We start from the raw sequence: 24,375 nt of genomic DNA, 5'->3' as shown, positions 1-24,375 counted from the left end.
CAGCGTGCCACCACCCGTCCCGACCTCCCCCAGGGCTGGACATGGTGCCCCCAACTCTACTGGTGAGACGCCCCACAACAGCCGACCTGGTCCGTTCCCCCCAACACTCGGTCCGGACGGGCAAGATGTAACGGTGAGTACCGCATTGACACCCGACGCCCTGGGCAGCGCACTGCGCGACGTTGCGACCTATGTCGGCGCCGACGGCTGGAGCCGGCCGCCCGCCCTCTTCGCGCTCGTGCCCACCCATGTGCTCGCCGCGGCCAACCCCGGCCTCATCGACGCCGACGATGACTCCGAACTCAGCCCCGTCGCCCAGGATCGGCTCCCCCTCGGCTCCGACGACCACTACGCCGAGCTCGAGCAGGTCCTGGGCACCACATCCTGGCCGGACGCCGTCGCCGGCTGCGCCCTCGCACTCGAGGTGGTGGTCATCCCTCCCGAGGCCGAGGCCGACCTCGACTCCGCCTTCGAACCGCTCCTCGGTGACCCCGAGGCCGCCGAGGCCGCCGCCCGCGAGGCCGCCAGAGCCCACCCCGGCAGCCGCGTCGCCCGGCTCATCATCGGCGCCCTGCGCGGCGGGCAGCACCTCGCCCTCATGCAGCTCAAACCCGAAACCGAGGACGACGACCCCGAAACCCAGGACGAGCTCCTCACGCACCCGGACCTGGCCCCTAATCTGGTGGCCGCCCTCGCGGCAACATTTGCGGTTGAATCAGGCTCCGCTTGACCCCGTTCTTCACTCCGACACGCGGGGCTCGTTCCTCGCTCGCGTGTCGTCGCTCCAGAACGGGGGCGCTACGCCTGATTCAACCGCGCGACCACGATTCGTGCCCACCTGGCATGGGCCTCTCACCTGGCATCAGCACTGCGGGAGGGGTTGTCCTTCGCCCAGCTTCTTCAGGGAGTCCAGGGCATTGTCGAGGGTACTCACCTTGACCAGTTCGAGGCCGTCGGGTTTGTCACCCTTGGCCTCGGCGCAGTTGCCCGCGGGAACCAGGAACACCGTGGCGCCCTTGTCGCGGGCGGCGCGCGTCTTGTGGGTGATGCCGCCGATCTCGCCGACCTTGCCCTCCGGATCGATGGTGCCGGTGCCGGCGATGAACTTACCGCTGTTGAGCGGGCCGGGGGTCAGCTTGTCGATGACGGCCAGGGTCATCATCAGGCCGGCGGACGGGCCGCCGATGTCGCCGACGTTGAAGGTGATCTTCAGGTTCGGGTCGCCGTTGCGCAGCTCCGGGGTGACCCCGAGGTAGCCGAGTTTCGGGTCGTCGGGGCGCTTACCGAGGGTGACCTTGACGTGTTCGGTCGCGGTTCCCCGGCGCACGTCCATCGCCACCGCGGTGCCGGGTGCCGATCCGCGGATCACCTGCTGCACCTGCGAGGTCGTCTTCACCGGGGTTCCGGCGACGCTCAGCAGCACGTCGTCCTTGCGCAGGACCCCGGCGGCCGGCCCGTCGTGCGCGACCTCCTCGACGATCAGTTCCGTGGGCCGGTTCAGATGAACCAGCGCCGCCAGGGTCGCGTTGTCCTCGGAGTCGGTCATATCGCGCAGATTGCCCTCGCGGACCTGCTCCGGGGACTGGTCGGGCGGAAACACCCGGTCCCGCGGCGACAACGTGTAGTCACCGGAGATCCACTTGCCGATCGAATCGAACAGGCTCATCCCGTCGACCACCGACACCGTGGTGAGGTTCAGGTTCCCCGACGTCTTGTCGAGCTGGGCGCCCTCGATCTGCACGACCGGCTTGTCCCCGTTCATGCCCAGGGTGTTGACCGTCGGCCCCGGCCCCAGCGCCACATAGGGAACCTTGACGGACGTACCGACCACCAGCAGGACCACGAAGGTCAGCACGGTGACCGCGACAGTGACCAGACGCCGAATACCGGGCGGCAAACTCATTTCATCGAGTGTATGCGGTGCCTCCGGCCGGTAGCGCCGGTGCCCGAACTGTACCGTTGAAGGTATGACTGACCTGCCCTTCGGTTTCTCCTCCTCCGGCGACGACGACGATCGCCGCGATTCCGGCGACAAGAGCGGCGACAAGGACGGCGGCAACACCGGGAAGGGTTCCGGCGGCCAGGATCCGTTCGGTTTCGGCTTCGGCGGCGCACAGGGTTTCGATCCCTCGAACTTCGACCCGTCGGCATTCAACCCGGCGATGCTGGGACAGATGTTCTCGCAGCTCGGGAGCCTGTTCAGCGGTATGGGTTCGGGACTGTCGGGCAGCGGATCGTCGGGACCGGTGAACTATCAGCTCGCCGCCAATCTGGCCCGGCAGCAGATCGGTGACTTCACCCCCGTCAGCGGCGGGGAGAACAAGGCCGTCGAGGACGCGGTCCGGCTCGCCGAGGTGTGGCTCGATGACGCGACCGTCTTCCCCAGCGGCATCGCCAAGTCGGTGGCGTGGACTCCGGTGCAATGGCTTGAGGAGACGATGCCCACGTGGCAGCGCCTCTGTGATCCGGTCGCCGTGCAACTGTCCAAGACCTGGGAGGGCAACCTGCCTGCCGAGGCCGCCCAGTTCGCCGGCCCGATGATGGGCATGCTCACGCAGATGAGCGGGATGGCGTTCGGCACGCAGCTCGGGCAGGGCCTCGGGCAGCTCGCCAAGGAGGTACTGACCGGCACCGACATCGGGCTGCCGCTGGCCTCCGACGGTGTCGCCGTGCTGCTGCCCGAGGCCGTCGGCACCTTCACCGAGGGCCTCGAACAGCCCGCGCAGGAGGTGATGGTGTTCCTCGCCGCCCGCGAGGCGGCGGCGGTGCGGCTGTTCGCACACGTACCGTGGCTGCGGCAGCGGCTGCTGTCGACGGTCGAGGAGTACGCCCGCGGCATCAGTATCGACTTCAGCGGCATCGAGCAGCTCACCACCGATCTCGATCCCACCCAGTTGCTCTCCGATCCGTCCAAGCTGGAGGAGCTGATCAGTTCGTCGGCGTCGTTCGAGCCGAAGACCACTCCCGAGCAGCAGGCCGCGCTCAACCGGATGGAGACACTGCTCGCGCTGATCGAGGGCTGGGTGGAGCAGGTGGTGGCCAAGGCGCTCGGCGACCGGATCCCCGGCACCGGTGCGCTCACCGAGACCATGCGCAGGCGACGCGCCTCCGGTGGCCCGGCCGAGCAGACCTTCGCGACGCTGATCGGGCTGGAATTGCGGCCCCGCAAGGTGCGGGAGGCGTCGGCGCTGTGGCGGCAACTGCTCGACGCCTCCGACATCACGGTCCGCGACGGGGTGTGGGCGCATCCCGATCTGATCCCCGACGCCACCGATCTGGACCATCCCGCCGCTTTCGTCGACCGGGTGATCGGCGGTGGCACAAGCGCTTTCGACGATCCCATCGCCGAACTCGAGCGCACCCTCGCGGAGGAGCGTGCCAATGAGCAACGCGAGAAGGGCGGCAAGGAGCAACGCGAGAAGGGCGGCAGCTCAGACACCGACGGCGACGCCTGAGGAGTTCGTCCGGGTTATCCACAGCCCACACATTCACCCCCGTCGACGGCTGATTCTGCTGGCACACTTGCCATGTGAGCAGGGGGATCATCGCCGACGCCGAACAGTCACCACCCGCGCCCTATCCGGCGCTGGGTCCGCACGTCCACGTCATCACGTTGACGCACAACAAGATCCGTATCGGCTCCGGCCCGGCGGGCAGTCTGGATCTGATCGTGCGCGACGGCATCGACGTGGAGAAGGTGGGCGCGCTCCTGGCCTGGATGCGGGTGCCGCGCCGCCGCGACGACCTCGTCCGACGAGCGCGGCGAGCGGGTCTGACGCGGCGCGATGTCACCCTCATCGTGCGCTCGCTCGTCACGGCCGGGCTTGCCGTGCCCACCGAGGACGCGGTGCCACGGGTGTCCACCGGGACCGTCGGTGACGCCCGCCCCGCGCCCCGGACGGTGCGGGTCAGCATCGAGGGCCGCGGCCCGTTGACGACGCGGTTGCGCACCCACCTACCGCACGTCGGTGTCGCGGTGACGGCGTTCGAGGACGCGAACCTGACGATCCTCGCCGACCACCTCGTCCCCGACCCGTACGTCGTCGACACCCTGATGCGCCGGGGCCGGGCGCACCTGCAGGTGCGGATGCGTGACGGCGTCGGCCTGATCGGTCCACTCGTGCTGCCCGGACACACCAGTTGCCTGCGCTGCGCCGACCATCACCGCACCACCCTGGAGCCGCACTGGCCGCAGATCTCGACCGCGCTCGTCGGCCGGACCTCGGATGCGGCACCCGCCCAGATCCGGGCCACCGCCGCCCTCGCCCAGTGGCAGATCGAGGAGCTGGCGGCCGCGCTGACGGCGGCCGCCCACGGGGCGGCCCACGCCCACCCGCAACTGATCGACCACGTCCTCGAACTGCACCCGCGGCCGACCCGAATCGAACTGCGCCAGTGGACACCACATCCGCTGTGCGGGTGCCGCACGGCAACGCGCGATTCCTGAGATCACCGGCGTTCGGGGTCGGCTACTCTCGCTGTGGGGAAAGGAAGCGCATGAGTGAGATCACCCGAGGGTCCGGGCGCCGGAACGCCAAGCTGGCGGCCCTGCCCATCGGTATGGCGGGGCGGGCGGCAGCGGGTCTGGGCAAGCGCATCGCGGGCAAGGACAAGGACACCGTCAACCAGGAACTGATGGAGAAGGCCGCCGAGCAGCTCTTCGCCGTTCTCGGTGAGCTCAAGGGCGGAGCCATGAAGGTAGGGCAGGCGCTGTCCATCATGGAGGCCGCGATCCCCGAGGAGTTCGGTGAACCGTTCCGTGAGGCGCTCACCAAGCTGCAGGCCGAGGCGCCGCCGCTGCCCGCGGCCAAGGTCCACCAGGTGCTCGACCGTCAGCTCGGCACCAAGTGGCGTGGCCGGTTCAGGGAATTCTCCGACACGCCCGCCGCCGCGGCCAGCATCGGCCAGGTCCACAAGGCCATCTGGTCCGACGGCCGCGAGGTGGCCGTCAAAATCCAGTACCCGGGCGCCGACCACGCGCTGAAGGCCGACCTGAAAACCCTGTCGCGGATGTCGGGCCTGATGCAGCGCATGTCGCCGGGCACCGACGTCAAGTCGATGATGGACGAGCTCATCGACCGCACCGAGGCCGAACTCGACTATCTCGGCGAGGCCGACAATCAGCGCGCCTTCGCCAAGGCCTTCGCCGGCGACCCCGACTTCGTGATTCCCAAGGTGATCGCCAGCGCACCCAAGGTGATCGTGTCCGAATGGCTCGACGGCACCCCGCTCTCGCGCATCATCAGCACCGGCGACCAGGCCACCCGCAACGATGCCGCCGCCAAACTCGCCACCTTCGAGTTCTCGTCACCGGTGCGGGTGGGGTTGCTGCACGGCGATCCGCACCCCGGCAACTTCTTCCTCACCGATGACGGCCGGTTCGGCGTCCTCGATTTCGGCGCGGTCGGGCACTTCCCCGACGGCCTGCCGCCCGACGTCGGCCCCATCCTGCGGCTGGCCCGCGACAAGCAGTACGACGAGCTCAAGGCACTGATGGTGAAGGCCGACTTCATCCTGCCCAACCACGTCAACAAGGTGAGCGCCGCCGACATCGAGACCTACCTGATGCCGTACGTCGATCCGCTGTATTCGGAGTCGTTCCATTTCACCCGCAAATGGTTGCAGCGGGCCGCGGGCAAGGCCACCGACATCCGCGGCGACGTGTACAAGACATCGCGGCACCTGAATGTGCCCAAGCAGTACGTGATGGTGTTCCGGGTGCTCGCCGGCTGCGTGGGCATCGCCGCGCAGATGGACGCCGAGGCCCCGTACCGGTCGATCTTGGAGAAGTGGGTTCCCGGCGTCGCGGACTGAACTCTCTCGACTGAGCCGGGTCAGGCCCGCAGGAGCCGGTGATCGTCCCGGAGCCAGCGGGCGAAGGCATCGCCGTCGAGGTCGAGTGCCTGCAACCGGGGCAACGTGTGCCGGTCGTCGGTGACGGTCGCCGGCTCGGGCACGCTGGTACAGGCGATGTCGACGCCGAGTTCGCGTGCGGCGGCCACGGCCGAGTCGTCGTAGCGGCCGAACGGGAACGAGAAGCAGGTGATGCGGCGGCCGGCGAGTTCCTCGATCCGCCGGTGCCCGCCGTGGATCTGGTCGCGCTGGCGCCGCGGCGACAGGTCGGTCAGCGACAGATGGTCGAGGGTGTGACTGCCGACGGTGATCAGCGGATGCGCGGCGAGCTCGGCGAACTCGTTGTCGTCCACCATGATCCGGGGCACCGACACCCGCTGACCGGACCAGGTGAGCAGGTCGTCGGCGGCCCGGTCCTGCTCGTCGGGGTCGAGCACGACGATCGCGGCCCACAGGGTGGCGAACAGCCGCTGCCGGTCGGTGACGGCCGCATCGACATCGGCGCGCCAGCGGCCGTCGGTGACCTGCTCGGCGGAGCCATCGGTGGCCTGCTCGGCGGAGCCGTCGGCAAGGGTGTACCGGTGACGCTCGTCCCCGAGGGTGATCTCCAGTTCCACGGGCAGGACAGTGGGTGCGAGGACCGCGCGTTCGAGTGCGTCCCACCAGAATTCGCGGGTGCGGCCGACGGCGTTGCCGATCACGAAGATCGTCGCCGGGATCTCGTGGCGTTCGAGGATCGGGAGCGCGGCGACCACATTGTCGAGGTAGCCGTCGTCGAAGGTGACCGCGAGCCGTTCGCCGGACCGGCTGTAGGCGTCGCCGTCGGCGGAGAAGCTCACGGCGTCGACGGTGCTGCGGTGTTCGGCGAGGACCTGCATCTGCTCGTCGAACATCCGCGGCGACACGCAGATGCCCCACGGGTCGAACGCGGCGTCGATCACGCGGTGGTACATGAGGATTCCGCCGCGGCGGCGATACCCGCGGATCCGTCTGCGGACCCCGCCGCGGATCACCGACCGGACCAGTCCGGCGTCAGGAACTCGCATCGGTATCCGGTTCGCCGGCGGCTTTCTTGCGGGCTTCGCCCGGGGGCTTCTTGCGGGCGACGATGGTCACGGTCACCGGGTACTCGGAGTCGACGACGTCGAGTTCGTCGGTGGTGAGTTCGCTGGTGGCCAGCCCGTGCAGGAACGACGTCGCCGACAGCACGTTGCCATTGGTGGTGATCCGTAGTTCGTCGGCGTCGAAGGCGGTGGCGAACAGCCACTGTGCGGTGGCCTCGTTCAGCGACCAGCTCGCCTGCCATTCGGGGTCGGCGATCTGGCTGATCCCCGGCACGGTGCAGAGCACCACCCCGCCGGGCGCGAGGATGCGGTGCAGGGTGGCGACCGCGGCCTTCATGTCGAAGATGAACTGCAGGGTCTGCGTGATGATGATGCAGTCGTAGGTGTGGCTCGGGATGTGCGGGGCGTCGGTGAGGTCGGCGGCGTAGGTGGCGCCGGGCACCTCGTTGAAGTGGGACATGTCCGACCGCGCGACGTCGTGGCCGAAGCGTTCGGTGTAGGTGCGTTCCCCGATCTCCAGTACCCGGCCTGTGACCAGGGCGCGTTCGGTGTCGAGGAACTTCTCGATGTAATACCGGTCGATGGGGAGGCCACGCGCGAAGCCGTATTCGCGGCAGATGGGTTCGGTGCGCCGCAGCTGCCCGAACCGCACATGGCCCACGCGGGGGCGCTGCTTCCAGATCCCCCACTTGCGGATCGCCCGCTGGTAGCCGTCCTCACCGAGGACACGCTTGGCCAGAGCCGTCCGATTCACTTCCAGAATGGTCATCGCTATCCCCTGACGGCCCCGAACCGGCGTCAGGGCACTTACACCGTCGGCCGTTTAGGTTACCCTAAGCTCCCTTCCGGCAGATGTCGCCCTCCACGATGAGTGCTGACCTGCCCAGATACCTCAGAACGCACATATCGGATCGGTCTCGCGACGACCGGTAGGCCGCCCTCGCGATGAGGGCGGCCTACCTTATTTCGACCTGCGCTTCCGGTGTCCCCGGGTTCGGGCCGGACATCAGGCGACGGCGTTCTTCCGCGGCCGGCCACGCGGCCGCTTGCGCGCCACGACGGTGCCGCGCTCGAAGATCTCGCCGCCCCACACGCCCCAGGGCTCGGCCCGATCGAGCGCCGCCCGCAGGCACTCGGCCTGGAGCGGGCACTGCGCGCACAGCGCCTTGGCCTGCTCGAGATCACGGGGATCCTCGGCGAACCACAGGTCGGCGTCGGTCACCTGGCAGGGCAGGTCGAGGACGGGCCGGCGGTCCGCCTCCATACAGGACTCGAGTACGTACTCGACGGTCATAATTTCTCCACATCTAGGTTTGCTGTCGGTCTTGTGGTGACTGACCCGCTGCCTGCGATGTGGTCTCCGGGTGTCCGGTCCTCGTGGGAGAGAAACGGTTTCGGGGATTCACAATCAAAAAGGCCACGGGGTTCGTCGTCGCGATCCGCCCGTGGCCTGTGCTGTCCGGTGTCCCCTACCTCGGGGATTCCGGTGAGAACACGGGGAATCGTTGCTTGGCTCGCACCATCGCTGCGATACCGGCTTTCGCGATGCGCAGTGCACCGACGGGAGCGATCGCCTCGGGGGCGGGCTTCTCCTTGCCGACGGGTTCACAGCTACGCCACGGACGATGGGGTCCGTCGACGAGTCGTGCCTGCACTGGGGTCGCATCGTCACCGGTGAACAACGCCAGATGGGCGTCGGCCACCGGAGCCGCATGATCGGTGCTCGAAACCCGATCAGCGATCTGATACGCACACAGCGATGAGACCGCCATATGGGTATCGGCCGCGCACGGTGCAGCGCCGGTCACGAACTCATCGTCGATCGTGTAGCCATTCATCGCTCCGACACTCCTTTCCGTGCTAGATCGGGAGACTGCTGAGGTTATCGGCGAGCCACCCGGTGTGGAACGCAAGACACTCTCCCCGTGTCGTGCTGACCAGAGTAGAGGGCGATCAGAAACCGCACAACCTATTTTTGACCTGCGGTTTTGCTGAGGCCCGCACTCGTGACCATCGCGACGATGTCCTCGCCGTAGTCGGTGAGCTTCTTCTGGCCGATGCCGCGGATACGGAGCAGGTCACGGTCGGTGACCGGGAGTTGCTCGGCGATCGCGGTCAGCGTCTTGTCGCTGAGGACGGTGAAGCCCGGCACCTTCTTGGCGTCGGCCACCTCGGCGCGCCACTGTTTGAGTTCGGCGAGCAGGTCCTCGTCGAGGTCGGCCGGGCAGCGTTCGCACCGGCCGAGCAGCGCCGCCGCCGATCCGACCAGGCGGGTGCCGCAGATCCGGCACGACGGGCCGCGGCGCACCGGACCGGGTTCGGCGATCCGGGAGGCGGGCGAACCGTCAGGCACCACGTCGTCGGTGAGGAAGCGCGAGCGGCGCCGGGGGCGGCCGCCCTCGTTGCGGGCCAGACCCCATGACACCTGCAGATGTTCCCGGGCCCGGGTCACGCCGACGTAGAACAGGCGCCGTTCCTCCTCGATGGCGTCGAAGCCGGCGTCAATGGCCTGCGAGATCGGCAGGGACCCGTCGGTGAGCCCGACGAGGAACACCGCATCCCATTCCAGGCCCTTCGCGGCGTGCAGCGACGACAGGGTGACGCCCTGCACCGTCGGCGGGTGCCGGGACTCGGCGCGTGAGTTCAGTTCGGCCACCACATTGCGCAGGGTCAGCTCCGGGTTGGCCGAGGCCATGTCGTCAACGAGTGCGGCGAGCGCCCGCAGCGACTCCCAGCGTGCCCGCGCCTGCGCACCCGCGGGCTCCTCGTCCGACAGCCCGAGCGGCACCAGCACGGCCCGGGTGAGGGTCACGACGTCGGCGTCGGCGGGCAGATCGTCGCGGCGGGCCGCCTCGGTGAGTCCGCGCATCGCCTGCCGCACCTCGGTGCGGGTGTAGAACGATTCGCCCCCGCGCACCTGGTACGGGATACCGGCCTCGGTGAGGGCCTGCTCGTGGTTCTCCGACTGCGCGTTGATCCGGTACAGGATCGCGATCTCCGACGCCGCCACGCCCTGCTCGATCAGCGCGGCGACCCGGGTGGCCACGGCAGCCGCCTCCGCCGGACCGTCGGGATATTCGGCGAACACCGGTTCCGGTCCGGCGGGCCGCTGACCGAGCAGCCGCAGCCGGGTTCCGGCGATGCGGCCGCGGGCCTGCCCGATCACCCGGTTGGCGAGGCCGACAACCTGCGGCGTCGAGCGGTAGTCACGTTCGAGGCGCACCAGCGTGGCGTCGGGGAACCGGCGGGTGAAGTCGAGCAGATATGACGGGGTGGCGCCGGTGAACGAGTAGATGGTCTGGTTGGCGTCGCCCACCACCGTCAGGTCGTCGCGGGCGCCGAGCCATTCGTCGAGCAGCCCCTGCTGCACCGGGGTGACGTCCTGATACTCGTCAACGACGAAACAGCGGTAGCGTTCGCGGAACTCCTCGGCCACCGCGCGTTCAGTGCGCAGGATCTCGGTGGTGTAGATCAGCAGATCGTCGAAATCGAACAGCCGGTCGCCGTTCTCGCCGACCTTCAGACGTTCGTACAGGGCAAAGACCTGGGCCACGTTGTCGGCGGGTTGCGGTGTCTCACGGCCGATCTCGGCAACGTGCTCGGCGTAACCGGACGGACCGATCAGCGACGCCTTGGCCCATTCGATCTCACCGGCGAGGTCGCGCACCGACTCCTTGGACGTGGACAGGCCCACCCGGTTGGCCGCGCGCGAGACCACCTGGAACTTGTTGTCGAGCAGTTCCCAGCGCAGCTCACCGAACACCTGCGGCCAGAAGTAGCGCAGTTGCCGCAGCGCGGCGGCATGGAAGGTCTGTGCCTGCACCGAACCCGCCCCGCCGACGCCGAGCGACCGCAGCCGCCCACGCATCTCACCCGCCGCCCGCGCGGTGAACGTGACCGCGAGAACCTGTCCCGGGTTGACCTGACCGGACGAGGTGAGGTGCGCGATGCGCCGGGTGATGGTCCGGGTCTTGCCGGTGCCCGCGCCGGCCAGCACGCACACCGGTCCGCGGGGGGCGAGGACGGCGGCACGCTGCTCGGGATCGAGACCATCGAGGATGTCGGACACGTCCCCCACTATCGCAGCCGGGTACGACAGCGGCTCAGGGACACAGGACAGGCGCTTCGCACACCCGTCCGACGGCCGCGCCGGTCATACCCCGAGCTTGGCCTTGACGTCGGCGATCGACGGGTTGGTGGCGGTGGTGCCGTCGGCGTACCGGACGGTGGGCACCACGTGGTTGCCGCCGTTGACGCTGCCGACGAACTCGGCCGCATCGGGGTTGACCTCGATGTCGATCTCCTGCCAGCTGATGCCGCTGGCCTTGAGCGCGGTTTTGAGGCGACGGCAGTAGCCACACCAGGAGGTGGTGTACATCGTCAGTTCGCCGTCGTCGGAGGTACGTGTGTCGTCGTCGATCACATTGCTCATGAAACCCATAACACCACAGGTCGGCGTGGTGTTCCGGACGGCTCGCCTACTGCGCGGCCCAGGCCTCGATCATGGCCCGAGCGATCGAGATCGAGCCGGGCAGACGTAGCCTCGGAGCGTCCGCGCCGGCCGCGGCGCCGGCGTCCGAACCGGACCAGCTGCCACCCGCGGCGAGCGCCTCCCGGACCTCGTCACGGTGGAACCAGATGGCGTCGCCGATCTCACCGTCGAGGAAGTTCAGCGGTTCGTCTGGGTTTCCGATCGCCTCGAAGCCGAGCATCAGCGACCGCGGGAACGGCCACGGCTGGCTGCCCAGGTAGCGCGGGTCGTGCACGGTGATGCCGACCTCCTCGTGGACCTCCCGGATCACACACTGCTCGAGTGATTCGCCCGGTTCGACGAAGCCGGCGAGCGTCGAGTACCAGCCGTCGGGCCACACCGCCTGCCTGCCGAGCAGCACCCTGTCGGCACCGTCGTGCACGACCGTGATGATCGCCGGGTCGGTGCGCGGGAACTCGTCGCCGGCTGTCGCCTTGGGCTGTCCCACCTCGTCGGGACCGGCGGCGGGCCGGCGTACCCAGCCGCCCCGCGCGGCGACGATCGGGACCCCGTCGGAAGGGGAGAACCGGGCGGTGGCATGCCAATTGAGGATGCCGAGTGCGGTGGCCAGCAAACCGGCCTCGTCGGCGCCGAGCAGTTCGGCACCGCGTCGCGGGTCGGCGGTCGGGCCGTCGATGTGGTCGACGCGCCGCGCCCACCTGTGCCCTCCGTGTGCGCCCTCGCCCTCGCCCAGCACACCGAGGAACACGGCATCCGGGCCCGGCTGCGCGCCGAGGGCCTGGGCGTCGACCCAGTGCAGCGAGCCGTCGTCCGCCACCGGATAGCGGCCGGTGGAATCGACCAGCAGCACCTGCGCGGCCGGCCAGCCCGCCCGCAGGGCGTCGGGGTCGTCGCGGAGTTCGTCGGCCCGGTGGTACGTGGCCCGCGACAGCAGTGGCGGCTGCGGCAGCGTGAACCGCGGCCCGCCCGGCCCGGGCGAGAGATTCTCAGTCATCGGAGGGACCACCCTGTCTCACGTACAGCAGGCGGTCGCCCGCCTCGATCTGTTCCACCTTGCTGTTGTCGACCCGGTACAGCACACCCTCGCGGACGACGCCCAGCACGATGTCCTTGGTGTGTTTGGGCGAGCCCCCTGTCTCGGTCGGGTCCACCTCGCGTTCGGCGATCGAATACCCCTCGTCCGGGGTGAGCAGGTCCTCGATCACCTCCACCACCGTCGGTGTCTTGGTGGCGATGCCCAGCAGCCGGCCGGCGGTCTCCGACGACACGACCACCGAGTTGGCGCCCGACTGCCGCATCAGGTGCTGATTCTCCGCCTCGCGGATGGAGGCGACGATCTTGGCGCGCGGGTTGATCTCGCGCGCGGTCAGCGTCGCCAGCACGGCGGTGTCGTCGCGGTTGGTGGCCACGACGATCGCCGCGGCGTGCGCCACCCCCGCCAGCCGCAGCACGTCCGATTTGGTGGCGTCGCCGCGCACCGTCACCAGGCCGTCCTGCGCGGCCGCCTCCAGCGCCGCGGCGTCGCCGTCGACAACCACGATCTCCGCCGGCTTGATACCGTCGCCGATCATCGCCTCGACGGCGGTACGGCCCTTGGTGCCGTAACCGATCACCACCGTGTGATTACGCACAGAGTTCCTCCAACGCTGAATCTTCAGGGCCTGCCGGGACCGTTCGGTGAGCACCTCGAGGGTCGTACCGATCAGCACGATCAGGAACAGCACGCGCATCGGCGTGATGATCAGGATGTTCACCAGCCGCGCCGACGGCGACAGCGGTGTGATGTCGCCGTACCCCGTGGTCGAGAGGGTGACCGCCGAATAGTAGAGCGAGTCGAGGAACGACAGCGGGTTGTTCTGCGCGTCGCGGTAGCCGGCCCGGTCGATGTAGACGATGACCGCTGTGAAGAACAGCGCGACGACCGCGAATACGACACGCTTGCCGATGGCCCGCCACGGGCTGGCCTGCAGCTCGGGGATGCTGATGACGCCGACGAGCGCGTAGTCGGGACCCTCCGACAGCTGGTCCGACCGCAGCCGGTTGCGGATTCGGTTACGAACGGCCACACCGGCGCCTGACGGTCATGAACGACTGCTCGCCGGGCGCGGTGTCCGCCCCCCGATGGTGCGTCGCCCGCGGTCTATGCCTCACAAGACCTTGAATCTAGTACCCTCCGGCGGTTTCGCAAGCAGGGCCGACACGACAGGCCGACGGCGATCGTCCGGGCCTGTTTGGCGAGCAGCCTATTTGGCCAGCAGCGCCGCCAGTGCCTCCCGGTCCGGCAGATCGTCCGGTTCGAGCGTTTCCCCGGATCGCACGTAGTGGAACGCCGCCCGCACCTTCTCCACCGGCACGTCCTGCAGTTGCGCCCACGCGATCCGGTAGGCGGCGAGCTGCACGATCAGCGATGTGCGTTTCGCGGGTTCGGGCACCGCACCGGTTTTCCAGTCGACGACCAGCCAGCGCCCCTCCCCCTCGGCGAACACGGCGTCGATGCGGCCACGGATCACCGTCGACCCGATCGCCGTCTCGAACGGCACCTCCACCTCGCTCGGGGTGCGCTGGGCCCACCGCGAGGCGAGGAACCGCTCGCGCAGCGCATCGAGGTCGGAGTCAGGACTGGCGGTGGCGTCGGCGGCGCCGGGCAGCTCGTCGATGTCGAGGAGCCGGGTAGCGCCGAACCAGCGTTCCACCCAGGCGTGAAAGGCGGTGCCGCGCCGGGCCGTCGGATTGGGCGGGAACGGGGTGGGCCGGCGCAGTCGCTGGGCGAAGGTCTGTTCGTCGGTGTCGAGTTCGACGAGCTGACTCACCGACAGGTGGGCGGGCAGTTCGACCTCGATGAGCGCCTGGTTGACGCCGCGCAGTTCGGCGAGCAGCGCGTCGGCCTCGGCACGCCACGCCGTGATCACCGGATCCTGCGCCACGGGTATCACCGGCGCGGGTTCTGCGGGTTTGCGTTTTCTGCTGCCGCGCTTGGTGGTTCGCGGCGGCGCAGCGGCCGGCACCTCAAACAGCCCGGACACCTCCCGGTGCGCCAACGCATCGAGCACCCGGTCTGCGGCGGCTCGCATCACGTCACGGCGGCCGGCGAGCGGGTCGTGCGGCCACGGTCGCGAGGTATCGCGTTCGGCGAGCGGGTTGGTCTCGCCGTCGGCGGGCGGGTCGACGATCCAATCTACCTGTAGCCCTTCGGAATCGGCGGCCGGGTCGGTCAGTGCGGTCTGGGTGATCTCCAGCAGTTCGGCAAAGAACAGCGACGGCCCGCGCGGCTTCTCGTCACCCTCGGACCAGTGGTGCGCCGACACCAGCAGTTCCTCCTTGGCGCGGGTGAGCGCCACGTACAGCAGCCTGCGGTCCTCCTCCAGCCGGCGTTCCTTGATCGCCTCCTTGTGCTCATCGAGGATCGTCTCCAGCTCTTTGCGGTCGGAAGCACCCGACACATCACACCGCGGAAACCCCTCCGATTCTGATGGTCGGGTGCCGGTTTCACCACCTTTCGCGGCGGTATCGGCGAGATCGCCACGCAGCTCGGCGGGCAGTTCCCGGGCGCTGCCCAGCCACGTCGAATCGGCCTTGCCGCCCGGGAAGATCCGGTCGCACAGATGTACCACGGCCACCACGTCCCATTCGAGGCCCTTGGCGGCGTGCACCGTCAGGATCTGCACCCGATGTTCGGACACCTCCACATGCCCGGGCTCCAAGCCCTTTTCGATGGACTGTGCCGCGTCCAGGAACGACAGCAGGCCCGGCAGGTTGGCGCCCGGCCGGTCGGCGAACCGCGACACGTACTCGGCGAAGGCGTCGAGCTGTTCACGGCCGGTGACGGTTCCGCGCATCCGCCGCGCCTGGATCTGCGCCTCCACCGACACCCCCATGGTGTGTTCGACGTCGGCGACCAGTTCCGGCAGCGGCTGACCGATCCTGCGGCGCAACGATTCCAGCTGCCCGCCGAACACCCGGATGCGGGCGAACCCGTCGGGACTGTAGCGGTCCGGGTCGCCCGGATCCACCAGCGCGTCACCGAGACCGGCCTGATCGATCAGGTCGGTGGGCAGCACGGCGTCGAGGGCCTTGTCGAGTTCCTCCCGGTTGTCCACCACCCCCGACGCCCCGTAATTGGTGGCCACCGCGAGCTCCCGGGCCCGCCGCCACAACGCGTCGATGTCCTTGGCGCCCAGCTGCCAGCGCGGACCGGTGAGCAGGCGCATCGCCGCCGACCCGGCCAGCGGGTCGGCCACCAGTCTGAGCATGGCGACGATGTCGGCGACCTCCGGAACATGCAGCAGCCCACCGATACCCACCACCTCGGCCGGGATACCGCGGGCAGCCAGGGCCGCGGCGAGCGGCGCCGAATCCTCGTTGCGGCGCACCAGGATCGCCGCGGTGGGCGGCGCCTGACCGGCCTCCTCGGCCGCCCGGTACCGGTCCTCGATGCGGTCGGCGACCCACTCCCGCTCGTCGACGACGGTGTCGCACAAAGTCACTCGCGCCACGCCCGGCGGCGCCCCCTCCCGGGGACGCAGCACACTCACCGGAATACCCTTGCGGCGCAACTCCTCCGATGTCTCGTTGGCCAGCTTGAGCGCGGTCCGGCTGTTGCGCCAGCTCGTCAGCAACTCCAGCCGCCGGGCCTCCGAGCCGTCGGACCACCGGAAATCCCTGGTGAACCGGGGCAGGTTGGCCGCCGACGCACCGCGCCAGCCGTAGATCGACTGGATCGGATCACCCACCGCGGTCACCGCCACCGACGGCACGCCCTCCGTACGGCGACCGAACAAGGAGGACAACAGGATTCGCTGCGAATGGCCGGTGTCCTGGTATTCGTCGAGCAGCACCGCCCGCACCGCCGCCCGCTCGGATGCGGCGACCTCCGGGTTGTCGCGGACCAGCCGCGCCGCCATCGACATCTGCGATCCGAAGTCCAGCGCGGACTGCCTGCGCATCTCGTCGCCGAGCGCCACCACCAGCGGCACCATCTGCCTGCGTTCGTCGATCACCGTCTGGATCTTGCGCAGCGCCTGGCTCGGTTCGGCGCGCTGTCGCGGCCCCTTCGGCAACGTGTCGATCAGCCCGTACAGGGTGTCGCCCGCGGTCTCCAGGGCCGACACGTCCACGAGATGTTCGGCCAGTTCCGAATACAGCGACAGCACCGCCTCAGTGACCGATGCCGGGGTCTTGTCGGTGTCGAGCTCACCCGTCCAGTTCGACACCACCGAAAACGCCAACTGCCACAGCTCGGTCTCCGACAGCAGCGTCGATGAGGGTTCCACCGGCAGCAGCAGCCCGTAGTCGGCGATGAGCCGGCCGGCGTAGGCGTGATAGGTGCTGACTTCGGGATCGGTACTCCGCAGCCGGGCCGCGAGCGTGCCGGCCGGATCCCAGGTGCGCAGTGCCGGCGACCCGGCCAGCATCGACAGCCTGCGCCGGATCCGGGCGCCCAGTTCGCTGGCCGCCTTGCGGGTGAACGTCAGGCCGAGGACCTCCTCCGGCCCGGCGAGCTGGTTGGCCACCAGCCACACCACCCGCGAGGCCATCGTCTCGGTCTTGCCCGCACCGGCACCGGCCACCACCAGCACCGGTTCCATCGGCGCCTCGATGACGGCGACCTGCTCCTCCGTCGGCGACGGCAAACCCAGAGCCGCAGCCAAGGACTTAGCACTGATCATGTGGGGCCGTCCCGTCCTCGAGAGCTGCAGCCAAGGACTTAGCACTAATCATCGAGCACCGTCCTGCCTTCGAGATGTGCCGGACAACTGGTGGCGACCGGGCAGTGCGGGCAGCCCGGGTTCGGGGTGGCGGCGTACCTCGGCCCCACCGACGCACGGGCGGCCTTGCGTATCAATGTGATCCACTCGTCCATCACCTCGGCATCGGGGGCGTCCTGCACCCTCTCCGCCGCTCCGGTGGTGCGATTGTCCTTGGACACGTACACGAGCCGGCCACCGCCGGTCTCACTCCCGGCGCTCTTGTCACCGCCGACAGTGCCGGCGGCACCCGGTATGCCGCCGAGTCTCAGCGCCACCTGGTAGGTGGCGAGCTGGGCGTGGTCCTGGGCGTCGGCCTTGGAGATCGGGGTCTTGCCGGTCTTCACATCGATCACCACCGGACGGCCCTGATGGTCGAGTTCGAGCCTGTCGATCCGGCCGCGTAGGCGCACCGCCGGATCGTCCCGGTCACCCGCTTCCTCCGCGCTCCGCTCCGGAGGAAGGACCGCGTTGATATCGGCCTCCACCCCGAACTCGGTGAGGTCGGACCTCGACACCCGCAGCCATTCACGGAAATTGACGAGCATCGCCTCGGCGCGTTCGAGTTCGCGGCGCGAGAACCATGCCGCACCGGTGTCGACACGGTCCCACACCTCGCGCAGCGCGGCGGTCACCTCGGCCGGGTCGATCTTGCCCGCCGTCGCCTGCACCAGCGTGTGCACCAGGGTGCCGGTGACCGCGGGCGCCTGATCGCCGTCGCGCCCGCCGTGCCGTTCGAGCAGCCAGCGCAGCGAACACAGCGACAAGGTTTCGGTGGTGGACGGCGACAGCACCACCGGACCGCCGTCGGGAGACCACAGCGCGACGTCGGTGCTCGGGCCGGCCAGCCCATACCAATCCCGCGGATGCGCACCCGGCACGTCGGCGTCCGCGAGTTCGGCCAGCAGCGTGGCAGCGGCATCGGCCCGGCGCACCGCATCCGGTTCCGCGCCTTCGGTTCTCCTGCCTTCTGGTCCCCCGCCTTCTGGTCCCCCGCCTGCTGTTCCCGCGACGAGCGCGCTGCGCAACGCGGCCACCAGCGACGGCAGCGACAGGACCCGATCGACGCCCGGGTCGAGGGGCAGGTCCGCCGACGGCACGTGGTCCTCCGCGAGGTCACCATCCGTCGGGACCGGGACTTCCCCCGCCACCGTGCTCGCCCCGAGGGCGTCGGCGATCTCCAGCAGGAACCGCGACGGCGACGAGGTGTCGCCGTCGTCGACGGCCGAGAGCATCAGGGTGCGCCGCGCCCTGGTACACGCCACCAGCAGCAGCCTGCGCTCGTCGGCCAGCGCCACCGAGCCACGGGCGACGGTGTCGACGGCGTCGGGGTGCACACCGTCGAGCAGGTCGATGAGCGGGCCGGTGGCCAGCACACTGCCCCGGCTGCGCAGCGACGGCCACAGCCCGTCCGCCACCCCGGCCACGGCCACCACGTCCCATTCGCGACCCACCGCCGCGTGCGCCGAGATCACCGCCACCGACTCCGCGGCGACATGCGGGGTGCGGCTGTCGCGGGGAATCTGCAACTGCGTCAGGTAGTGCACGAAGGCGGCCGGTCCGGCGGCCGGCAGGTTGTCGGTGAAGGTGCCGGCCGCCTCGAACATGGCGATCACCGCGTCCAGATCCCGGTCGGCCTGCTCCCCGATCGGCCCGCCGCGCAATGCCGTTGCCGCCCAGCGCCTGTCGTGTCCGGTTGCCTGCCACGCCGCCCACAGGCTGTGTTCGAGGCCGAGTCCCGCGGTATGCGCCTTATAACCCGCTCCGATCGCCTTGCGGACGCGGTTCAAGGGTGCGAGTTCGGTGTCGGACAGTACTTTGGCGTAGCGTTCGGCGACCTCGTCGTCGAGGATCGCCGCCCGCAGCGACACCAGGGAATCGGGCACGTCGCCCTCTGGCGCCACCTCCGCCAGATGCGCCTCGTCGTAGCGGCGGATACCACGGCGCAGCCTGCGCATCGCCCCCGGATCGGCGCCGCCGATCACCCCGGTCACCAGGTCGACGGTGTGGTCGATCCCGAAAATCTCTGGATTCGATGGTCGGGTCTGCGCCTGATGGTCCTCACGTGCGGCGATCGCCCGTAGCGCCAGCATCAGTCCGAGCACCGCGCGCTGCCGGTGCAGCGGCAGATCGGAGGTCTGCGTGACCATCGGCACCCCCGCCGACCGGAAGGCCCGGCGCAGCGCCGGCAGCGACAGCGACACCGACCGCACGATCACCGCCATCCGCGACCACGGCACCCCTTCGAACAGGTGCGCCCGACGGAGAAGGTCGGCCACCGCGGTGGCTTCCTTTGCGGTGGAACTGAATACGCGGACGGTTGCGGAGCCTGGTAGGGAGGTGGTGTCGTCAGGTGTCTCATCTCGCCGGGGAGCCCCGGCTCCCGACGGTTCCGGGTACGGGTGGGGGCGGGCGCCGGGGAGGCGGCGGGCCAGGAGCGCGCCGACCCGGTTGACCTCGGGTGCCGAGCGCAGGTTCTCGGTGAGGACGATGTCGTGGTCGCTGCCCGATTCGGCGAGGCCGTCGGCGAACACCGGGCTGGCGCCCCGGAATCCGAACACCGACTGATCGGTGTCGGCGGTGATGATCGTCGACGCGGTACCGGTGCCGACCAGTCTGAGCAGATAGGCGGCCTGCGGGTCGAGGTGCTGGGCGTCGTCGACGATCAGATGCCGGATACGGCGGCGCTGCGCGGTCAGCAGGTCCGGGTCGGTGGCGAACGCCGACAGCGCCGAGCCGACGAGTTCGGCGGCGTCGACGGCCGGCGCGGAGGCACCAGGTGTGGACAGGCCGACGCTGCCGCGCAACAGCATCGTCTGCTCGTACTGGGCGTAGGCGTGTCCGGCCGCAACCCATTCGGGGCGTGTGTGTTCACGGCCGAGCGCGATGAGTTCCTCGGGACCGGCGCCGCGTTCGGCCGCACGCATCAGCAGATCACGCAACGCCTGGGCGAAGCCGTCGGTGCCCAGCGCCGGCCGCAGGTGGGCGGGCCAGTACTCCGCGCCGTCCTCGATGTCACCGGCGAGCAGTTCGCGTAGCACCACGTCTTGTTCGGAACCGGTGATGAGCCGGGGCGGCGGATTGCCGTGCGCGGCTGCCTGAAGGCGCAGGATCGCGAAGGCATACGAGTGCACTGTCCGCACCAACGGCTCGCGCAGCGCGCCCCCGAAACCGTCGGTTCTTGCGAGCACCCGACGGGTGATCTCCTCGCGCAACGCGATCGACGCCCGGCGGCTGGGCGCGACCACCAGCACAGACTCCGGGTCCACACCGGGCGTGGACAGCCGGGCTACGGCGGCGTCGACGACCAGCGCCGTCTTCCCCGTACCCGGTCCCCCGTGCACCCGGTACGGACGCCAGGCGCGCGCGTCCGGTGGCCGCTGCACATCGCCGATGACCGTGCGCACCTGCGACGGCCACTCACGCTCGGTACCCGCCGACCCGTGCGCGGCGACCAGCCGCGCGCGCAGGGCGGTACCCCGCACGGGCTGATTGCGGGGCTCGGGTCTGCGGGACATGATCCCTATGCAATCACGGGCCACCGACACGGTCCCCACACGCCCGGCACCGCCCAGCTCACCCGCCGCCCGGTCCGGGATAATGGCCGGTATGACCCTGTTCACCCACACCTTCGGCCCGGCCCGCGACGACCTGTTGGCCGGTACACCCACGGTTCTGGCGATCCACGGCCTCACCGGGCACGGCGATCGCTGGCGGTTCCTGGCCGCCGATCTGCCGGAGGTCCGCATCGTCGCCCCGGATCTGCGCGGGCACGGGCAGTCGCCGTTCACGCCGCCGTGGTCGTTCGAGGCCAACCTCGACGGCCTCGAAGAGGTTGTGGTGAAAGAGGACCCGTCCGACCTGGTCATCGTGGGGCATTCATTCGGCGGCGCGCTGGCGATGCGTCTGGCGCACCGGCTGGCCACCTCCCCGGTCCGGGTGCGTGCGATCATCGCACTCGACCCGGCACAGGGTCTCGACCCGCAGCGGGCGCTCGAGGTGTCCACCGCGAGCCTGGAGAACTGGGATTACGCCGACGCCGAGGCCGCCCGGTCGGCCAAATGCGCCGAGGGCTGGGCGCTGGTTCCCGGCCACATCCTCGACCACGAGATCGAGACACACCTGGTGCCGAATGCGGCGGGCCGGGTGCAGTGGCGGGTCGGCGCCCCCGCCGCCGCGACGGCGTGGAGCGAGATGTCCCGTCCCGCGGTGCAGCCACCCGCCGGGATCCCGACGACGATCGTGGTCGCCGACCGTGTCGATCCGCCGTTCATCAGCGAGCGGTTCATCGCCGACTGCGGACCGGATGTGACTGTGCTGCATGCCGATTGTGAGCACATGGTGCCGTTCCTGGAACCGGTGCTGGTGGCCCGGCTGATCCGCGAGGCGATCTGGTAATCCGATGGCCACAATTTCCGACGACGATATCGAGGCGGTCCGGGCCCTGGTCGCCGCCATCCCCGAGGGCCAGGTCACCACGTACGGCGACCTGGCCGCGGCCGTCGGCCTGTCGTCGCCGCGGATCGTCGGCGCGATCATGCGCACCGATTCGGCCGACCTCCCCTGGCACCGGGTGGTACCCGCAAGCGGCCGCCCCGCACCACACCTGGAGAGCCGTCAGCTCGAACGCCTCCGGCAGGAGGGCGTCCCCATCACCGACGGCCGCATCCACCTGCGCGAGTGCCGTTGGCACCCGGAACTCCCCCCGGACCAGCAAGCATGACCTAGCGCCAGGTGACGGCGGCGGGGCGGCGGTAAGGACTGACGGCGGCGCGCATGCGGGTGACGATGAGGTCGCAGATGCGGGGGTCGGCACCGAGGGGTTCGGCGACGGCGTCGACGTCCATCCCGAAAAGCCGGGAGTGAAAGAGGCCGGGCGCCAGCAGGTAGCTGGCCACCACCAGCTTGCCGCCGCGGCGCAGACGCCGTCGTGCCCGGGTGATCGCCTGCGGCACAGTGGGTTCAGCGGTGGCAATGAAACCGACCTCCACCCGCCCACCGATCAGCGATTCGAGCTGGCGGGCGGCCAGATGCACCTGGCCGCGCGCGGAGGCATCAGAGGAGCCGGCCGCGGCCAGCACCACCACGTCGCCCGGCTCCCAGCCGGCCTCGATCAGCCGAAGCCGCAGCACGGCGGCGATCACCGGATCCGGGCCCAGTGCCCGGGTGACGATCGTCCCGGGCCGGCCCGACTCCTCGATGTGCCCCGGAAGATCCTGGCGCACATGGTATCCCGAGGCCAGAAAGGCGGGTACGACGACGGCCGGACGATCGTCGGCGAGATCGGAGAGCACCTCGGCGGGTGTCGGGCCGAGGACGTCGACGAACGCCGTGCGGGTGGTCCCGATCCGCTCACTCACGGCGGCGGCGATCTCGGCGATCATGGTGACGCCGTGCGGGTTTCGTGTTCCGTGGGCGACGATGACGGGACTGACGTCCCGCATCCGGTCGCCGAGTGGCAAAGGTGTGTTCATTCGTCCTCCCCGTCGTATTCGAGATCGACGGCCAGCCGGTAGCCTCGTTTGACCACCGTCTGGATCATCTTCGGATCCCCCAGTGCGGCACGCAGTCTCGCCACTGCCACCTCGACGGCATGGGTGTCGCTGCTGTCGCCGGGCAGACCGGCGAGCAGATCGGTGCGCGAGACCACCCGCCCCGGGGTGACCGCGAGGGTTTTGAGCAGGGTCATGCTGGTGGCGGACAGTTCGAGCAGGTTGCCGTCGACCATCACCGACTGGCCGCGGATGGCGGTGTCGTGGCCGTGCACCCGGAGCCGGTGACTGCGCCGCGGCAGTTCCTCGGTGATCAGCCGGGCCAGCGCACCCAATCGGTAGCGGTGCGGATAGATCGTCGGAACCTGCTGCGCTTCAAGCGGACCCGCCGTCACCGAGCCTACACAGAAGGCAGGCACGGAGGTGCGCATGGCGTGCGTGAGCGCGGCCATCTTGCCCAGTTCCTTGGCGCGGGTGAACAGCGCCGCCACGGCGGGCGCGCTGGTGAAGGTGATCGCATCCAGGTCGGACCGGATCACCGCCGCGATCAGCTTGTCGATGCGGGCCACGTCCGGATGTACCTGCCAGCGGTACACCGGCACCGGCAGCACCTCGGCTCCGGCCGCGCGCAGCACGTCGCAGAAGTCCGGCAGCGGCTCCCATTCGGTGGTCGCCCCGTGCAACTGCACCGCCACCCGCCTGCCGTCGACGCCCTCGTCGAGCAGCTTGTCGAGCACCTCCGACGACGATTCGCTGTCCGGCGACCACTCCTCGGTCAGGCCGGCCGCCCGGATGGCGCCTTTGGCCTTGGGACCACGGGCAATCAGCCGGCTGCGCCCGAGCGCCGCCAACAGGCCCTCGGCGTTGCCCCAGCCCTCGGCGGCCTCGACCCAGCCGCGGAAGCCGATGCCGGTGGTGGCCACCATCAACTCGGGCGGGTCGGCGATGATCTCCTCGGTGACCTCGGCCAGCGCCGAGTCGTCGGCGAGCGGCACGATCATGATCGTCGGCGCCGACATCACCTCGGCGCCGCGCCGGGTGAGCAGCGCGCCGAACTCCTCGGACCGGCGTGCCGCGGTGATCCCGATCGTGAAACCGGTCAGGGGCAGCGCCGCGCCGTCCTCGGGGCCGTCGTCGGCGCAGTCGGGCGCCGGGCGGGTGGCCGGGGTGGTGCGGGCACGGGCGGTGGCCGGTGCGGACTCTGGGAAATCGGTACTCATCGTTTCGGGAAGAACACCTCGACGGCGCCGTCACGCACGATCACCGCGTAGCTCGTCAACGACCGCGAGTCGTCGTCGAGGCACACGCCGGTGCGCAGCGAGAACGCCTGCTTGCCGAGCGGGCTGGTCACCATCGGCTCGCCGTCGCGGTCGCCGGTGAGTCCGCGCGACATCACCGCGGCCCGCGCGAACGGGTCGATGTTGCCGACGGCGTACAGCTTGCTGCGTCCGGCCGCGGCCTCACGGTCGGATTCGGCGGCGGGCACGCGGAACAGCGCGACCTGCTCGAAGCCGGGGCCGAGCACGCCCACGCCCCGGCCGATCGACAGGTCGGACAGCCGGCAGGCGCGGACCCAGGTGCCGTCCACGGCGTCGGGATGCTGTGCCGTCACCTCACGGAGGGCGGTGCCGGCGGGCACGATCACGTCGTCGCCGGCGGTCTGTGCTGTGGTCTGTTGTGTTGTCATTGCGGTGCTCCTTCGGGCTGGGAAGAGCCGATCGGGTCAGGTC

20 protein-coding genes are annotated in these 24,375 nt (G+C 69.7%); 6 read left to right on the top strand and 14 right to left on the bottom strand.

Going from position 1 to position 24,375, the window contains the following annotated elements; translation table 11 throughout:
* Nucleotides 1-133: 133 nt before the first annotated feature.
* Nucleotides 134-730, top strand: coding sequence for a PPA1309 family protein (locus GOAMR_RS16410; protein WP_040515597.1), 597 nt, complete (start codon nt 134-136; stop codon nt 728-730).
* Nucleotides 731-862: 132 nt separating this feature from the next.
* Here the strand turns inward: GOAMR_RS16410 and GOAMR_RS16405 are convergent, their stop codons facing one another.
* Nucleotides 863-1,903 (bottom strand): YlbL family protein, encoded by a 1,041-nt coding sequence (locus tag GOAMR_RS16405; RefSeq protein ID WP_040515595.1) that lies wholly within the window; start codon nt 1,901-1,903, stop codon nt 863-865.
* A gap of 64 nt (nt 1,904-1,967) precedes the next feature.
* On the opposite strand from GOAMR_RS16405, the gene GOAMR_RS16400 reads away from it, so the two are divergent.
* The 3 genes from GOAMR_RS16400 to GOAMR_RS16390 all read left to right on the top strand — a co-directional run bounded on the left by GOAMR_RS16400 (nt 1,968) and on the right by GOAMR_RS16390 (nt 5,814).
* On the top strand, nt 1,968-3,455 hold the full coding sequence (locus tag GOAMR_RS16400; protein ID WP_005190336.1) for a zinc-dependent metalloprotease: 1,488 nt from the start codon (nt 1,968-1,970) through the stop codon (nt 3,453-3,455).
* Nucleotides 3,456-3,529: 74 nt separating this feature from the next.
* Nucleotides 3,530-4,447, top strand: coding sequence for a hypothetical protein (locus GOAMR_RS16395; protein ID WP_005190333.1), 918 nt, complete (start codon nt 3,530-3,532; stop codon nt 4,445-4,447).
* A 50-nt stretch (nt 4,448-4,497) separates the two neighbouring features.
* Nucleotides 4,498-5,814 carry an ABC1 kinase family protein gene (locus tag GOAMR_RS16390; RefSeq protein WP_040515593.1) on the top strand — a complete coding sequence of 439 codons (1,317 nt, stop codon included), beginning with the start codon at nt 4,498-4,500 and terminating at the stop codon, nt 5,812-5,814.
* A 20-nt stretch (nt 5,815-5,834) separates the two neighbouring features.
* Here the strand turns inward: GOAMR_RS16390 and GOAMR_RS16385 are convergent, their stop codons facing one another.
* The 10 genes from GOAMR_RS16385 to GOAMR_RS16340 all read right to left on the bottom strand — a co-directional run bounded on the left by GOAMR_RS16385 (nt 5,835) and on the right by GOAMR_RS16340 (nt 20,671).
* Complete coding sequence (locus tag GOAMR_RS16385) at nt 5,835-6,899, bottom strand: polysaccharide deacetylase family protein (protein ID WP_005190328.1); 1,065 nt, start codon at nt 6,897-6,899, stop codon at nt 5,835-5,837.
* Complete coding sequence (locus GOAMR_RS16380; protein WP_005190323.1) at nt 6,886-7,686, bottom strand: class I SAM-dependent methyltransferase; 801 nt, start codon at nt 7,684-7,686, stop codon at nt 6,886-6,888. The genes GOAMR_RS16385 and GOAMR_RS16380 overlap by 14 nt, the downstream gene beginning before the upstream one ends.
* Nucleotides 7,687-7,923: 237 nt before the next feature.
* Nucleotides 7,924-8,211: a WhiB family transcriptional regulator gene (locus tag GOAMR_RS16375; RefSeq protein WP_005190321.1), complete on the bottom strand. Its 288-nt coding sequence runs from the start codon at nt 8,209-8,211 to the stop codon at nt 7,924-7,926.
* Nucleotides 8,212-8,386: 175 nt separating this feature from the next.
* Nucleotides 8,387-8,755 (bottom strand): hypothetical protein, encoded by a 369-nt coding sequence (locus GOAMR_RS16370; RefSeq protein ID WP_005190318.1) that lies wholly within the window; start codon nt 8,753-8,755, stop codon nt 8,387-8,389.
* A 131-nt stretch (nt 8,756-8,886) separates the two neighbouring features.
* Nucleotides 8,887-10,986 (bottom strand): ATP-dependent DNA helicase UvrD2, encoded by a 2,100-nt coding sequence (locus GOAMR_RS16365; protein WP_005190316.1) that lies wholly within the window; start codon nt 10,984-10,986, stop codon nt 8,887-8,889.
* A gap of 84 nt (nt 10,987-11,070) precedes the next feature.
* Complete coding sequence (locus GOAMR_RS16360; protein WP_040515634.1) at nt 11,071-11,349, bottom strand: mycoredoxin; 279 nt, start codon at nt 11,347-11,349, stop codon at nt 11,071-11,073.
* 46 nt (nt 11,350-11,395) lie between these two features.
* The gene (nudC, locus tag GOAMR_RS16355; RefSeq protein ID WP_005190308.1) at nt 11,396-12,403 is read right to left on the bottom strand and encodes an NAD(+) diphosphatase; all 1,008 of its coding nucleotides are present in this window, start codon (nt 12,401-12,403) and stop codon (nt 11,396-11,398) included.
* Nucleotides 12,396-13,475: a potassium channel family protein gene (locus GOAMR_RS16350; protein ID WP_005190305.1), complete on the bottom strand. Its 1,080-nt coding sequence runs from the start codon at nt 13,473-13,475 to the stop codon at nt 12,396-12,398. Before GOAMR_RS16350 ends, nudC begins: the two co-directional genes overlap by 8 nt.
* Before the next feature lie 177 nt (nt 13,476-13,652).
* Complete coding sequence (locus GOAMR_RS16345; RefSeq protein ID WP_005190303.1) at nt 13,653-17,075, bottom strand: ATP-dependent helicase; 3,423 nt, start codon at nt 17,073-17,075, stop codon at nt 13,653-13,655.
* 44 nt (nt 17,076-17,119) lie between these two features.
* Nucleotides 17,120-20,671 (bottom strand): ATP-dependent helicase, encoded by a 3,552-nt coding sequence (locus tag GOAMR_RS16340; RefSeq protein WP_005190301.1) that lies wholly within the window; start codon nt 20,669-20,671, stop codon nt 17,120-17,122.
* A 91-nt stretch (nt 20,672-20,762) separates the two neighbouring features.
* Here GOAMR_RS16340 and GOAMR_RS16335 point away from each other — a divergent pair, with 91 nt between their 5' ends.
* Both GOAMR_RS16335 and GOAMR_RS16330 read left to right on the top strand, forming a co-directional pair.
* Nucleotides 20,763-21,551, top strand: coding sequence for an alpha/beta fold hydrolase (locus GOAMR_RS16335; protein ID WP_005190299.1), 789 nt, complete (start codon nt 20,763-20,765; stop codon nt 21,549-21,551).
* 4 nt (nt 21,552-21,555) lie between these two features.
* Complete coding sequence (locus GOAMR_RS16330; RefSeq protein WP_005190296.1) at nt 21,556-21,876, top strand: MGMT family protein; 321 nt, start codon at nt 21,556-21,558, stop codon at nt 21,874-21,876.
* A 1-nt stretch (nt 21,877) separates the two neighbouring features.
* On the opposite strand, the gene GOAMR_RS16325 is transcribed toward GOAMR_RS16330, so the two are convergent.
* From GOAMR_RS16325 to nirD, 3 genes are read right to left on the bottom strand one after another with little or no spacing between them, the layout of a single operon-like run.
* Nucleotides 21,878-22,627, bottom strand: a complete 750-nt coding sequence (locus tag GOAMR_RS16325) for a sirohydrochlorin chelatase (protein WP_005190293.1) — start codon at nt 22,625-22,627, stop codon at nt 21,878-21,880.
* Entirely contained in the window at nt 22,624-23,865 is a 1,242-nt protein-coding gene (locus GOAMR_RS16320) for a uroporphyrinogen-III synthase (RefSeq protein ID WP_005190291.1), read from the bottom strand. The genes GOAMR_RS16325 and GOAMR_RS16320 overlap by 4 nt, the downstream gene beginning before the upstream one ends.
* Nucleotides 23,862-24,332, bottom strand: coding sequence for a nitrite reductase small subunit NirD (gene nirD, locus GOAMR_RS16315; protein ID WP_005190288.1), 471 nt, complete (start codon nt 24,330-24,332; stop codon nt 23,862-23,864). The genes GOAMR_RS16320 and nirD overlap by 4 nt, the downstream gene beginning before the upstream one ends.
* Nucleotides 24,333-24,375 lie beyond the last annotated feature (43 nt).

The organism is Gordonia amarae NBRC 15530 (assembly GCF_000241345.1).
Taxonomy (GTDB): domain Bacteria; phylum Actinomycetota; class Actinomycetes; order Mycobacteriales; family Mycobacteriaceae; genus Gordonia; species Gordonia amarae.
Note: the sequence above shows the minus strand (reverse complement) of the source record. Positions and strands in the feature narration are given on the sequence as shown.

What these genes read in the sequence shown, in the direction of transcription:
- GOAMR_RS16380 (WP_005190323.1), bottom strand. Translation starts at nt 7,686, where the DNA reads ATGACCATTCTGGAAGTGAATCGGACGGCTCTGGCCAAGCGTGTCCTC.
- GOAMR_RS16370 (WP_005190318.1), bottom strand. Translation starts at nt 8,755, where the DNA reads ATGAATGGCTACACGATCGACGATGAGTTCGTGACCGGCGCTGCACCG.
- nirD (WP_005190288.1), bottom strand. Translation starts at nt 24,332, where the DNA reads ATGACAACACAACAGACCACAGCACAGACCGCCGGCGACGACGTGATC.
- GOAMR_RS16325 (WP_005190293.1), bottom strand. Translation starts at nt 22,627, where the DNA reads ATGAACACACCTTTGCCACTCGGCGACCGGATGCGGGACGTCAGTCCC.
- GOAMR_RS16345 (WP_005190303.1), bottom strand. Translation starts at nt 17,075, where the DNA reads ATGATCAGTGCTAAGTCCTTGGCTGCGGCTCTGGGTTTGCCGTCGCCG.
- GOAMR_RS16400 (WP_005190336.1), top strand. Translation starts at nt 1,968, where the DNA reads ATGACTGACCTGCCCTTCGGTTTCTCCTCCTCCGGCGACGACGACGAT.
- GOAMR_RS16390 (WP_040515593.1), top strand. Translation starts at nt 4,498, where the DNA reads ATGAGTGAGATCACCCGAGGGTCCGGGCGCCGGAACGCCAAGCTGGCG.
- GOAMR_RS16330 (WP_005190296.1), top strand. Translation starts at nt 21,556, where the DNA reads ATGGCCACAATTTCCGACGACGATATCGAGGCGGTCCGGGCCCTGGTC.
- GOAMR_RS16405 (WP_040515595.1), bottom strand. Translation starts at nt 1,903, where the DNA reads ATGAGTTTGCCGCCCGGTATTCGGCGTCTGGTCACTGTCGCGGTCACC.
- GOAMR_RS16320 (WP_005190291.1), bottom strand. Translation starts at nt 23,865, where the DNA reads ATGAGTACCGATTTCCCAGAGTCCGCACCGGCCACCGCCCGTGCCCGC.
- GOAMR_RS16385 (WP_005190328.1), bottom strand. Translation starts at nt 6,899, where the DNA reads ATGCGAGTTCCTGACGCCGGACTGGTCCGGTCGGTGATCCGCGGCGGG.
- GOAMR_RS16335 (WP_005190299.1), top strand. Translation starts at nt 20,763, where the DNA reads ATGACCCTGTTCACCCACACCTTCGGCCCGGCCCGCGACGACCTGTTG.
- nudC (WP_005190308.1), bottom strand. Translation starts at nt 12,403, where the DNA reads ATGACTGAGAATCTCTCGCCCGGGCCGGGCGGGCCGCGGTTCACGCTG.
- GOAMR_RS16375 (WP_005190321.1), bottom strand. Translation starts at nt 8,211, where the DNA reads ATGACCGTCGAGTACGTACTCGAGTCCTGTATGGAGGCGGACCGCCGG.
- GOAMR_RS16340 (WP_005190301.1), bottom strand. Translation starts at nt 20,671, where the DNA reads ATGTCCCGCAGACCCGAGCCCCGCAATCAGCCCGTGCGGGGTACCGCC.
- GOAMR_RS16360 (WP_040515634.1), bottom strand. Translation starts at nt 11,349, where the DNA reads ATGAGCAATGTGATCGACGACGACACACGTACCTCCGACGACGGCGAA.